This window comes from Sulfitobacter sp. TBRI5 (genome assembly GCF_051013555.1).
GTDB lineage: Bacteria > Pseudomonadota > Alphaproteobacteria > Rhodobacterales > Rhodobacteraceae > JL08.
Genome location: NZ_CP112884.1, coordinates 1 through 12,684 on the forward strand (window position 1 = coordinate 1; position 12,684 = coordinate 12,684).

The following is a 12,684-nucleotide window of genomic DNA, read 5'->3' on the forward strand; positions in this document are numbered from 1 at the left end:
CGTCCACATATGAATCACAAATCAAAGCCAATGGGAATCCTGATTGTCCACAGGCCCTAGTGTGGCGGGTATTGATATTCCAACTATGCGGTTTTTGACTTTGGAAAGCGGAGGTTGCAAGAGATCGTGAGAGACAGGCATTTGAAGGCCGCCTAATCCGGATCGCAGAAACAATAGTGTTGCGGTTCGCGCCAACTCGCGTTCAACTGTCTGTGTCATGGCCCAAACAACTTTGACCACCCAGAACAGCGATGCAGGCACTGTGCTGCATTTGCAGGGTCGCCTTGTGACGGCGGCACTGGCCTCAGTCGAACGTCAATTCGCAGAGTTTTCTGCGGCCTCTGGGCCGGTCACGGTGGATTTGTCTGATCTTGAAGCGTTGGACACGGGCGGCGCATGGATGATCGCGACACTTCAGGCGCGTTTGGCCCGCGACGGCGTCGCGATTGAGATTGCAGGCTGTTCCGAAGCGCGCAGGGAATTGATCGAAACGGTGACCCGGGCCTTGCCTGATACAGAAGGCGAAGAAGCGCCTCCACGTGGGTTTTTGCCATGGTTGGAACGGCTTGGACACAGCACATCCCAGTTTGGCAAGGCTGCGCTTTCCCTTTTGAACTTCGTAGGTCTCGTGTTGCATCGCTTGATGGGTACTGTCCTGCGGCCCTGGCGGCTGCGGGCCACGGCGCTGGTCAGCCAGATGCAAGAGGTCGGTTTGAATGCGGTTCCGATCATTGCTCTGATGGGTTTTCTGATTGGCGTGGTGCTGGCGTTTCAGGGGGCAGTGCAGTTGCGCCAGTTCGGCGCCGAGGTTTTTGTTGTCGATCTGATCGCGGTTTCGGTGCTGCGAGAATTGGGCATATTGCTGACAGCGATAATCGTGGCGGGGCGGTCTGGGTCGGCATTCACGGCCTCGATTGGTTCAATGAAGGTCCACGAGGAAATCGATGCCATGCGCACGCTGGGCCTTGACCCGATTGAAGTGCTGGTTCTACCGCGCGTGATCGCGCTTATCTTGATGCTACCCATACTGGGGCTGATCGCTAATGTTTTTGCTCTGTTCGGTGGCATTCTTATGGCCTGGATCGAACTGGGAATCAGTCCGGGCATGTTCGTAACGCGTTTTGTCGAGAACACGGATGTCTGGCATCTGGCTGTGGGTCTGATCAAAGCGCCGTTTTTTGCCTTCGTGATCAGCATTGTTGGCTGTTGGCAGGCGATGCAGGTGGGTGGTTCCGCCGAAAGCGTGGGTCAACGCACCACTGCATCCGTCGTTCAGTCGATCTTTCTGGTGATCGTCGTGGATGCGGGTTTTTCCGTATTTTTTCCGGAGATCGGCATATGAAGGACATTGCGACCAATCAGCCGATCATTGAAAAGCCCGCTGCGCGGGAAGCAGTTATCACCGTGCGCGGTTTACGGACCCAGTTCGGCCCGCAGATCGTACATCAGGATCTCGACCTTGATGTCTGGAAGGGCGAGGTGCTGGGAGTCGTCGGCGGGTCCGGTACCGGAAAATCCGTATTGCTGCGCACGATAGTGGGACTTAACCGTCCAACGGCCGGAGACATCAGGGTGTTGGGGGTGGATGTCGTCAATGGTCCTGAAAAGGATCGCCGCGCGGTGGAACGACGTTGGGGTGTGGCGTTTCAGGACGGTGCCCTGTTTTCATCGCTCACCGTGTTGCAAAACGTGATGGCGCCGATGCGCGAGCACCTCAACCTGTCTCACGGGCTGATGAAATCGCTTGGAGAGCTGAAGATAAGCCTCGTTGGATTGCCGCCCCTCAGTTGCGGCAAGTTTCCGTCCGAATTGTCCGGGGGTATGCGTAAACGTGCTGCGCTAGCCCGTGCATTGGCATTGGATCCTGAAATCGTCTTTCTGGATGAACCGACGGCCGGGCTCGATCCGATCGGAGCCTCAGCTTATGACGAGTTGATCAAGGATTTGCAGGCTTCGCTGGGATTGACCGTATTCATGGTGACGCATGACCTCGACAGTTTGTATGCGATCTGCGACCGTGTAGCGGTGATCGCTGAAAAACGCGTGCTGGTCGAGGGGCCGGTTAGCGAGATGAGTTCCGTCGATCATCCCTGGATCAGGGAATATTTTACCGGTCCGCGCGCCCGCGCGGCGCAAGACAAACGCTGAGAGGCGCGGCCAATCTATGGAAACCAAAGCCAGTTTTATTCTGATCGGTGCTTTTACGCTTGCGGGCATCCTTGCGAGCTTCGGCTTTCTTCTGTGGCTGGCCAAGGTCGAAGTTGACCGGCAATACGCCTATTATGATGTGCTTTTCGACAGTGTTTCCGGGCTCAGCGATGCGGGCGATGTGCGTTACAACGGGTTGCCTGTCGGTCAGGTGGTTGCTCTAAACCTTGATCCCGATGATCCGTCAAGGGTGCGCGTGCGGCTGGAAGTGGGCGCAGATACGCCCGTAAAAACCGATACTATCGCCACCTTGCAATCGCAGGGCGTGACTGGCGTTAGCTTTGTGTCCTTGTCGGGTGGATCACCTGAGGCGGAGCGGGCAGAACAGGGCAGTGTGATCCGTTCGGAATCCAGCGCCTTGCAGTCCGTTCTGGAGGGCGCGCCGGTGCTTTTGCAAAAAGCGGTGCTGCTGCTTGAAGACATTAACAGTGTCGTAAACGAGAAAAACCGAACCGCGACCAGCCAGATCCTTGAAAACCTTGCCTCTGCCACTGGACGGATGGATCGCGCGCTGGAGAATTTCGAAACCTTGTCGGGCGACTTGGGCCTGGCGTCACGTGAAATTGCCGGTTTTGTCGGGCGACTGGACGAACTGGCGGAAACAACTGAAACCGCTTTGTTGGCGGCGACGGATACGCTGCAGACCGCCAAAAGTTCGCTCGAGAATGCCGACACAATGATAGCGTCGGCGAAAACGACACTGGGCACAATGGATGAGACATTCATCTCTGTCAGAACACTGGTTGATGGCGATCTTGGCGATCTCGTCCGTCAGGGTACTGCAACAGCGGAACAGGTCGGGGAGGTGCTGACGAGGGTGGAGCCGGTACTCACCACGACTTTGGATACGGCCACGACCGCGCTCGGCAGCGCGGAGCAGACGTTTGCTGCGGCCAACAAGGTTATTAGTGAAGACCTGGATGGCATCCTCACGGACACGCGCAAAGCAGTGACAGTCTTCACGACCACCATAGAAGACGCGACGGGTGACATTACCCTCATTTCACAAGAGGTGCTGAAAGCGTCGCGGTCCGCCTCCAGTTTTGCCAACACGCTTGAAGTCATCCTTGCGCAGAACCGCCGCCAAGTTTCTGATTTTTTGCGGGTCGGCCTGCCGGAGTTTCTGCGTCTGATGGAAGAGGCGCGGCTTTTGGTGAGCATCATGGAACGGTTTGTCGACCGTGCCCAACGTGATCCCGCACGCTTTATTCTAGGGACCCAAGGATCGGAGTTCAAACGTTGACCCTATCTGCTTTTCGCGCTTTGGCCTTTTGCAGCGTGGCCTGTGTGCTGACGGGTTGCGCCGGTTTGGCCACCCTGACGACAGCAACAACGCCCACCGACCTGTATCTTTTGACACCCAAAAGCACATTCGATGCCTCCCTGCCACGGCTCAGGCAGCAGATCGTCGTGGGCGAACCGACAGCGACTGCCGCTGTCAGCACCGACCGGATTGCGGTGATGCCCACATCGTTACAGGTCGAATACCTGCCGGGCGCGCGCTGGGTGGATCTGGCGCCGGTGATCATTCAGGCGCTTCTGATCGAGAGCTATGAAAATACCGGCAAAGTCGATGCCGTTGGCAGGTCGGCCATTGGTTTGCGCGCAGACTATCTGATTGTCACGGATGTACGCGAGTTTCAGGCTCGGGTGCCGCCGAATGCGCCACCTGAAAGCCTTTTGGAAGTGCAGGTGCGTTTGAATATCAAGGTGATTGACGCCGATCTCGATCAGATCATCGCTTCGCGTTCCTTTGAAAAAATTGTTCCCGCTAAAAGCGATGCGGCCGCAGACATCACCGAGGCCTTTGATGATGCTCTGGGCAGCACAATGCGCGATAGCATAGAATGGAGCATCAGAAAGATGCATTCCGATTCCGTATCAAAGGCAGCACCCGCCACCGACTGATAGATTGTGAGGGGTGCTTGCGATCTGGCCGCCGACGCAGTGTATCCTTGAAATACCCCTCGAACCTAAGCCCGTAAGACTCTATGAGACCCGCCGCCGCCCGCTGTGTCGTACCCTTGGGAATAACGCTCGCCTCCCACTGCCGTCGAAGAACCTCCAGACGGACCTCGCACAGCAAGTTTCGGAGGAACGGCGTCGGGTGCCCCTCGTACGGCTGGGACGCCGGGTGTGTCAGTAAGTTTTCCAACTGTCTTTCCTTTATTACCAAAATTAGCCCCCATTGCCGGGACCGGCCCGGCTGTGCCAAACGATCTTTAACGGCGCGTCCTGCGTTCTTAACCCCTTTCACGACGTGCGCCAGTTCAGGGATTTGCATCGACATCGTCTCGACCCGCGGCACTTCCACCGCCATCGCGCCCAGATCGCGCGCCATGCGGTCAGCGTTGCCCTCCCCCTGTAGAGGGGCCGTCACGTCTGCCAATACACCTCGGGCCAGAAAATCAGCCATTCCTTCGCCGTCTCGTGCGTACGGCGCGCGTCGCCGTGGGTCTTCGCGCGCTCGGTAATAACGCACTGCACGTCGCTCAAAATATCGATGGCTTCCCTCATGTCATTTCCTCCTCTGCGCAAGTTCAGCACCGATGGCGATCATGCGATCCACCAGTTGCTGCGTCGACAGGTCAGCCAGCGCGCGCACCTCCTTAAACATCCCAAACATACTAAACTCTAAATATCTTGTTCAAAAAATTGCCTACAAATTTGTTTGTACCAAATGATTAAAGATAAGCGTGTAATCAGGCGTTGATGCAGGTCAAACCCAACTATTCAAAGCATGACGAGAACAGTTCTGCATTCTGAAAATCGAAAAAAAAATCCAGCGCAGATAGGCCACGCTTCCACGGCCCTACCCAAAAGCTCGAGGGTGGGGGGCCTCGGCTCAGGGTATTTTGCAGTTTAGAACAATCCTATCCTGATCTAGTCACTTGCTCGTGCGTTTAGTCTTCGGTGGACGGACATTCGACTAACGCCCATTCGCTCCGAAATCGCACTTGGCCCAAGGCCTTCATCGCGCAGGGCAGTCACCCGCTCCCGATCAATTCGACGCTTCCCGCCCTTGTAGACTCCCTTCTGTCGAGCTTTTGCAATGCCGTCAGCCTGTCGTTTGCGAATAAGGGCAAGTTCAAATTCGGCGAACGCACCCATCATGTGTAATTGAAGCTTTTGCGAAGGGATCATCCCCGTTCGTAACGTATGTCATTATGGGTAAACCTTGCGTGACGCACCGGGAGTGAACACTTAGTGCGTCACTTAGGGTTATATTTGATTTATTGACATAAATGGTTCAACAGTTTAAGACCCTAAATGAACAAATGGAGTGTTCCTTATGGCTGTCTATGGTTACGCAAGAGTGTCGTCTTTGTCTCAAAGCACTGAGGTGCAAGAACAGTTGCTCAAAGGTGCTGGGTGTTCTGTAATTCGAACTGAAAAGGTGTCAGGGAAAACCAGAGAAGGACGGGACGAACTGGCGAACTTGATGGATTTCATTGCCGAAGGTGACCAGTTGGTTGTCTGCAAGCTTGATCGTCTAGGCAGAAGCACACGAGACGTGCTCAATCTCGTACATGAGTTAGAGCAGAAAGGTGCATCACTACGTGTCCTTGAACCTGAGATAGACACCAGTGGGCCAATGGGAAAAATGATACTCACGGTTCTTGGAATGGTTGGCGAGATGGAACTCAACCACCTCAAGGAACGGCAGAAAGCAGGGATTGAAGCAGCTAAAGCCAAGGGTGTCTACAAAGGTCGTCCTGTCCGTCTGGATCACAAGAAGATCAGGGAAATGGCATCAGAGGGAATGAAGGTGTCAGCCATTGCCGGGCAAATAGGGTGTTCAAGAGGGGCTATCTATAAAATTCTAGGGGATTGAGGCAACAGACCGCACCGCCAGCACCATTCATACGACAGACAGTCCATCCTCGAACATCCGGTAGGCCGCCTTCCTCTTGTGCGCCTAGCTCGTAGTGTGGGTTTGCTTTTGAAATCAAATCGGCACAGAGTGAATGCTATTAAGGGAGTATACTTGTGCGGCTTCGACTTATCTTAGCGACCATCATACTGGCCGGCCCAGCCTCGGCACAGAACATCGAAATGCAGAATGGGGAAAACCTTTTTCTGTACTTTTGTGCCGAGTGTCATGGAAGGGATGCAGAAAGCATTGGCCCAATGGCAGAAATGCTGGCCGTCGAACCGCCGCGACTTACGACACTTAGCGAACGTAACGGCGGAGAGTTTCCGACAGAAACTGTTGCCATGCAGATCGATGGTCGCATGAACATTGGCAGCCACGGCGATATGCCGGTTTTCGGTCCGTATCTGGAAACCATCCAGTCAGTAGCTATCAAACTACCAAGCGGGCAGACAATGATGGTGACGCAGAACCTTGCTCACCTGATTGCATATCTGAAGGGTGTTCAGAACGAATTAAAATAGTCGGCTTGGCTCAAAGTGCGCAACCTCGCAGTTGGGAGCCAGTCCGTACATCACTGATCCGCACGTCTCGCGGCTCACCGGATCGTCTAGATCATTGATAGTCTCCTTGGCACGAAGCCGACCCAGACACTGTCAAAGCGGACTTTCGCTGCGGCAAGTGTGAATGACTGCTGAGCGGACAAAACCGACCTTGCTTCAGCTGAAGCAAATGACCGCTTTTGCCAAGGCGCAATCGCAGCGAAAATCAGCATGGGCGGATTGCGGACATTCGCTGCATCAGGGCGCAATGTCCGCTTCGGGCTAATCCGCTAATCTTAATAAGCACCGTCAGAAGCGCTTGCTGGATCGTTTAGCCCCTCGTCCGCAGACGGGACCAACTTCAAATTTCCCGCAAACTGATCCCGTGATGCGTACGAAAGCTACGCGCTAGCGTTGAAGCACTGGTGAAACCGCAGCGCAGTGCGATTTCACCTCGCGTCAGGTCGGTGTGGCGCAATAATTCGCGCGCCCGGGCGAGGCGCAGAAGCAGATAGTATTTGCCTGGGGCCATATGCAGTTCCCGCAGGAAAAGACGGTGGAAAGAGCGCTCGGGCATATTCGCCGCCTGCGCCAACTGTGCAATCGGAACCGGCTGTTCCAGTGTTTTAGACATGATTTGCAAAACATGTTTGAAAGTCGAGGAGGCTGAAAAGGAAAAGGACTGTCCAGGAAAGGAGGCACCGTACCGCCTGGCGTTATCGTGTAGAAACATAGCACCTGCATCCATAGCTACAGCGGGTCCAAAACGGCTACGGATGTAGTCAAGCATCAGATCCAGTGCTGCTGCGGCAGTGCCACACGTCCAGTAGCGTCCGTCGCGAACGAAACTGTCAGATGAAACTTGTACATCTGGGAAGGTCTCGGCGAATTCATCAAGAAGTTGCCAATGTAGCGTTGCCTTGCGTCCGTTAAGATAACCGCAGCGTGCTAATATCCAAGTACCGGTGTCAGCTGCAATGACGGTGGCATTTCGTATCAGCGGATCAAGACTGTTCCGCATTGCGCTGGCCTTGTGGTGGTCACGAAACACATCTCCCCCGATGATCAGGACCAGATCAGCACTTTTGGCCTCGGCCTTGAGCATGTCAGGTGCAACCGTGATGCCGCTGGAACTGTCCACTGGCCTGTCGCCCTCTGTCAGGATGGTCCAACTGAGATCGAGACCATTTTGATCGCGGACAACCCGTAATGGCTCCAATAGGCAGGCTAAGACCATATTTGAAAATGCATCGAATAGAACAATCGAAACTCTAAGCTGTGTCATTGGCAGTTCAAGACCTACGTTTGGCAGTTTGAGTATGCAAGTTTGCCAATTGGTTTTCTACTGTTGTCTCACCCAACACCTCCAGCGACACGGATCCAACAAATGAAAAACCGCCCTCTTTCCCATATTCGCGTGCTTGACTTCGGACATTATCTGGCCGGGCCTCTGGTCGGTATGATGCTTGCTGATCTGGGCGCTGAGGTTATCCGGATTGACCCACCTGGCGGCCCCCGATGGCAGGACCCGGCATTCGACATGCTGTCGCGGGGAAAGCGGGCGCTCACGCTTGATTTGAAATCTGAAGCAGACCTTCAAACTGCATTGGAACTTGTCAGCCGTTCGGATGTGGTGATTGAAAATTTCCGCCCTGGCGTGATGACAAGGCTTGGCCTCGGACCGGATGCACTGAAGGCTGCCAATCCAAACATCGTCTCCTTGTCGATGCCCGGCTTTGCCTCAACCGACCCCGATTTACGCGACATCGCGGCTTGGGAAGCCGTAATTGCCGCCCGCACAGGCCAGTTCACCGATATGGGGCTGAATCGGCGTCTGATGGGGATCAATCCCTCGTTCACGCCTCTGGGGCTCGCGTCTGCCTATGGTGCTGCATTTGGCGCGATGTCTGTACTCTTTGCCCTAAATGCCCGTGATCGTATTAGGGGAGACCATATCGAGGTGCCATTGGCCTCCGCCCTGTTCGAGGGCTTGGCCTATAATAGTGAATTGGTAGAAGACTACCCTGACCGCTATAAATCCCCCCGAGAGTTGGAGTTGGAACGCCGCGCGCGTCTGGGCCTGCCGAACGATCTGGATTATGGGCAATTGTCCGAGTTTCTTGACCCTTTCTATCGCACCTACACCTGTGCCGACGGGCGCGGGTTCTATATTGTCTCCTGCTCGATCGTGACCCATCCGCGCCGAGTGTTGGAGGTTTTGGGTCTTGGTGACCTGCTGTCAGACCTGCCTGACTTTGACGTCTACGTGGATCAGGTTGACTGGCCCGATGAGTGGGCACTGCGCAGCTATCCTGTTGGTCCCCGGGACCGGGCACGGATTTCTGATGCAATGAAGGCGGCCTTCCTGACTCGACCTTCGTATGAGTGGGAGGCGCTCTTTGGGGCGGCGAAAGCCCCCGCAACCGCGCAGCGCAGCACTCGTGAGTGGCTGGCCGACCCACATGCATTGGCCTCTGGCCTTGTGGTTGACGTTGATGACCCGCGCCATGGCAACATGCGTCAGATGGGTAATGTTGCATGGCTTGCTGACGATAGTGGTGCCCTGCGAAAGCGGGCAGGGCCTGAAGTCGACGAATTCCACAATGAGTTGCAATCTTTTCTCGCTGAGCCTGCGCGCGCAGCAGCAGAACGTCAGGGCACTGGCGGCTGGCTCGATGGATTGAGGGTTCTGGACCTTACGAATGTTATTGCAGGCCCCACCATCGGCTCCACTCTGGCGCGCTTTGGCGCGAAGGTCACTCTTGTCCAACCGGTCGCCCCCTCGGTCGATCCTTGGAATGCGATTGTTTTTGGTCTCCAAGCGCAGCGGGGCAAGCAAAGCATTCTGTTAAACCTGCGCGATCCTCAGGGACAGGATGCCTTTTGGCGAATGGTGGCCGAAGCTGACGTCATCACGATAAACGGTACAGACGCGCAGCGCGAGGCCCTTGGCCTGAGCGAAGAGCGTCTGGCCAAGATCAATCCAAAACTGATCCTTGTGCAACTCGACGCTTTTGGCGGGCCAAGACGCGGCCCAAAGGCCGACCATCTGGGCTATGATGATCTGGCGCAGGCAGCTACGGGTGTCATGACGCGCTTTGGTGGCGGCCCTGACACGCCTGAAGAGCATGCACATTTCGGCACCATCGACGTGCTGACGGGCTATTGTGCCTGCGTGGCTCTTGGTGCTGCGATGGAGAGGTTGCGCATCACTGGGCGGGGCGGCATCGCACGCGCAACACTTGCCGCAGCAGGCGAGATGATTCAGGCACAGTTCATGTATGATTATCCCGGTCGCGCGCCGTTTGACGAACCAACAGGGCGCAACGCGCGCGGATGGGGTCCGTATTACCATTGCTATGCTGCTGCTGACGGTTGGATGTTCTTTGCTGCACCAACCGAGCGACAAAGCGCCTTGGCGCGGGTGCCTGAATTAAAAGACTTGGTGGAAGTGGACGATGATGGATTGACTGAAGCACTGGCTGCACGCTTTGCAAAGGCACCGATCGCGTATTGGGCCGAAAGCTTTGCGGGAACGTCTGTTGGTGTGGTGCCTCTTGGGTCGCTGATGGGCACGCGGGAAGAAGGCTTGCAGCTGGAAAGCAGTGGCGAGATTGACATAAAAGGGGCGACTTATCGCACTGTGCGTCATGATACACACCCGATGGGCCGCTGGGTCGATCTGGCCGCGCCCAATGCGGTTCGCCCGGCACGGACCCCTATCACCATTCCAGGACCTGCTCCTAAATATGGCTCAGAGACGCGCGCGATATTGAAACGGTTGGGCTATACCTCTGAAGATATTAATACGAAGATCGCCCAAGGTATTGCCTCTGAAGCGTGGTCGGAAAAATACTTGCCGGAGTAGAAAGATGACACAAAGCGGTGGTGGACCCGCCATTACGCCAAGAACCCGCGCGCGGGCACGGCATATTCTGGACAACTACTATATCGGTCCGTCACGCGATTCCAGTGTGCTTGAAATCTGGGGCTATACCCCAAAAATGACTTATGCTCCGGGCGAACGCGTCGCCCTCCACGTCTCCACGACAGCCTTGGAATGGGACCTTGAAATTGGGCGTGACGGGCTGAAATACCTGCCGCGTCTTGAAGAAAAGGGTTTGCCCGGCAACCACCACCCAACGCCCGAAGACTGCTCGGTGAATGGCTGCGGTTGGCCGGAGGCTTACGCGTTTACCATTCCCCAAGATTGGGAGCCTGGCGGATATCTGTTTACGCTGCGCGCCCGGTGCGGCGATGATATGGTTGAGGAACACCATTTGATACTGGTACGCAGTGCCTCCGATGCCCCGCCGCGATCCTATGTTCTTGTATGCGCAACAGGCACATGGGTGGCTTACAATTGCTGGGGCGGCTCGAACCACTACGAAGGCATTACCGGTCCAAATGGCAACGCTTTCTCCCCGGTCCTGTCAACGCAGCGACCTTGGACGCGGGGCTTTTGCAAGCTACCGGAAGGTGCGCCGCGCGCGTTGACAGACCATCCACCACATCCCGGAGACATGGTGCGCTATCCTTACATGGAATGGGCCTATGCCTATGGGTACTCCAAGAAGTATGCCTCCGCCGGTTGGGCGAGTTACGAACGCCACTTCGCCCGTTGGTCCGAAGCGGAAGGCTATGACTTTGATGTCGTGGCCCTGCATGATCTGGAAAGTGAACCAGCACTGCTATCTAGATATGCCTGTGCGGTGTTTGTCGGTCATGACGAGTATTGGAGCGCGTCCATGCGCGACGCTGTTGATAGCTACGTCGAAAATGGCGGTAATGTTGCGCGGTTCGCGGGAAACTTCCTTTGGCAAATCAGGATCGAGGATGAAGGGCGGCGTCAGATCTGCTACAAATATACCGCTGATCAGGACACATTGGCAGGCACTGACAAGGCCCATCTGGTGACAGGTGCGTGGGAAGTTGATCCGGTCAATAGACCGGGCGCTCTGACTTTCGGCGTGAATGCCCTGCGCGGGGTTTATGCCGGTCTGGGCAATTGTGTTGGTCGCGGGGCGGGCGGATTTACCGTTTACCGCCCCGAACACTGGGCGTTTGAAGGCGCTCAAATCGGCTATGGCGATGTCTTCGGAGCGGCATCGCGCATCTTCGGATATGAGGTGGACGGGCTCGACTATCAGTTTGAAGATGGCTTGCCTTTCCCCACCTGCACGGATGGCGCGATACCCGACATCCAGATTCTTGCAATGGGCCTTGCCACCAATATTGAGGTTGATCACGATGTATGGGGCGAAACACTCTATATCGGCGCCACCGATGCGGCGTTCAAAGCGACGGTCCTTTATGGTGAAGTTACACCCAAAACCTTGGACGCCTGCGCACGGGGCAACGGCATGATCGTGTCCTGGAAGCGCGGAAAAGGCGAGATTTTCACTGCTGGAACATGCGAATGGATCATGGGTCTGACGAGACGTGACAGCCAAGTTGAGAAAATCACCCGAAATGTTTTGGACCGCTTTGGCACCGCTTGAAGCTATTCAAACTCAAAAGCGGACCTTTGTTCACGTAACTCCAGATGGCAGCTATGGGCCGGAAATTCGAGGGACGCATTATCTGCCAACTCAAACCGGTCATTGGTGCAAAACGCAGCATCAGTCATATTGGGCTCGATGCAGTCATTCGCTGCACCATGCCTCAATGACCGCTATGCCAATATTCGAGGTTTTTTCAATTTTGCAGGCCCAGAGCCTTGGCGCTAGTGCTTAGGAATGAGCGCAGCAAGCCTGCGATGCTGATCTGAAGCCAACGCGCGATCTCCAGCCACCACAACTTGCTGATCTAGGGACACAGCTACTGCCCGTCCGAAGGCACGTTCGTGTGCAACCGCCAATAATTTGATCTGTTCCATGGGCGAAAGCCATCCCGCAGGCCCCCAGGCGGCATCATCGTCAAGCAGGTCACCCATTCGTCGCACGGCGACTTCACCACCTGCCCGAAGGGCTTCCCGAACCTCTGGTGACATGACGGGGCGACCTCGCGGGTTGCCCGATTGGCCTTTCTTGAACCGCATGACGATCTCCTGTTACGACC

The 12,684-nt window shown here is 55.6% G+C and carries 12 protein-coding genes; 8 read left to right on the forward strand and 4 right to left on the reverse strand.

What is annotated here, in order from left to right:
• Window positions 1-217 precede the first annotated feature (217 nt).
• The 4 genes from OLX72_RS00005 to OLX72_RS00020 are packed head-to-tail and all read left to right on the forward strand — an operon-like array spanning window position 218 to window position 4,116.
• Window positions 218-1,342, forward strand: a complete 1,125-nt coding sequence (locus OLX72_RS00005; protein ID WP_114870471.1) for an ABC transporter permease — start codon at window positions 218-220, stop codon at window positions 1,340-1,342.
• Entirely contained in the window at window positions 1,339-2,148 is an 810-nt protein-coding gene (locus OLX72_RS00010; protein ID WP_433989490.1) for an ABC transporter ATP-binding protein, read from the forward strand. Before OLX72_RS00005 ends, OLX72_RS00010 begins: the two co-directional genes overlap by 4 nt.
• A 16-nt stretch (window positions 2,149-2,164) precedes the next feature.
• Entirely contained in the window at window positions 2,165-3,451 is a 1,287-nt protein-coding gene (locus tag OLX72_RS00015; protein WP_433989491.1) for an MlaD family protein, read from the forward strand.
• A complete protein-coding gene (locus OLX72_RS00020) occupies window positions 3,448-4,116 on the forward strand; it encodes an ABC-type transport auxiliary lipoprotein family protein (RefSeq protein WP_254684589.1) in 669 nt (222 codons plus the stop codon). The genes OLX72_RS00015 and OLX72_RS00020 overlap by 4 nt, the downstream gene beginning before the upstream one ends.
• Before the next feature lie 468 nt (window positions 4,117-4,584).
• On the opposite strand, the gene OLX72_RS00025 is transcribed toward OLX72_RS00020, so the two are convergent.
• Both OLX72_RS00025 and OLX72_RS00030 read right to left on the reverse strand, forming a co-directional pair.
• Window positions 4,585-4,725 carry a hypothetical protein gene (locus OLX72_RS00025; RefSeq protein WP_162798056.1) on the reverse strand — a complete coding sequence of 47 codons (141 nt, stop codon included), beginning with the start codon at window positions 4,723-4,725 and terminating at the stop codon, window positions 4,585-4,587.
• A gap of 366 nt (window positions 4,726-5,091) precedes the next feature.
• Window positions 5,092-5,352, reverse strand: a complete 261-nt coding sequence (locus OLX72_RS00030; RefSeq protein WP_368073705.1) for a recombinase family protein — start codon at window positions 5,350-5,352, stop codon at window positions 5,092-5,094.
• 148 nt (window positions 5,353-5,500) lie between these two features.
• On the opposite strand from OLX72_RS00030, the gene OLX72_RS00035 reads away from it, so the two are divergent.
• Complete coding sequence (locus tag OLX72_RS00035; protein WP_114870475.1) at window positions 5,501-6,043, forward strand: recombinase family protein; 543 nt, start codon at window positions 5,501-5,503, stop codon at window positions 6,041-6,043.
• A gap of 221 nt (window positions 6,044-6,264) precedes the next feature.
• Window positions 6,265-6,606: a c-type cytochrome gene (locus OLX72_RS00040; protein ID WP_205389266.1), complete on the forward strand. Its 342-nt coding sequence runs from the start codon at window positions 6,265-6,267 to the stop codon at window positions 6,604-6,606.
• 379 nt (window positions 6,607-6,985) lie between these two features.
• On the opposite strand, the gene OLX72_RS00045 is transcribed toward OLX72_RS00040, so the two are convergent.
• Entirely contained in the window at window positions 6,986-7,909 is a 924-nt protein-coding gene (locus OLX72_RS00045) for a GlxA family transcriptional regulator (RefSeq protein ID WP_433989492.1), read from the reverse strand.
• A 102-nt stretch (window positions 7,910-8,011) separates the two neighbouring features.
• Between OLX72_RS00045 and OLX72_RS00050 the strand changes: the two genes are divergently transcribed.
• Together OLX72_RS00050 and OLX72_RS00055 are read left to right on the forward strand one after the other, a co-directional pair.
• Window positions 8,012-10,492 (forward strand): CoA transferase, encoded by a 2,481-nt coding sequence (locus OLX72_RS00050; RefSeq protein WP_433989493.1) that lies wholly within the window; start codon window positions 8,012-8,014, stop codon window positions 10,490-10,492.
• A gap of 4 nt (window positions 10,493-10,496) precedes the next feature.
• Window positions 10,497-12,125: a N,N-dimethylformamidase beta subunit family domain-containing protein gene (locus OLX72_RS00055; RefSeq protein WP_433989494.1), complete on the forward strand. Its 1,629-nt coding sequence runs from the start codon at window positions 10,497-10,499 to the stop codon at window positions 12,123-12,125.
• Between the two features lie 224 nt (window positions 12,126-12,349).
• Here OLX72_RS00055 and OLX72_RS00060 read toward each other — a convergent pair whose 3' ends face one another.
• Window positions 12,350-12,664 (reverse strand): DUF5681 domain-containing protein, encoded by a 315-nt coding sequence (locus OLX72_RS00060; protein WP_433989495.1) that lies wholly within the window; start codon window positions 12,662-12,664, stop codon window positions 12,350-12,352.
• Between the last annotated feature and the right edge of the window lie 20 nt (window positions 12,665-12,684).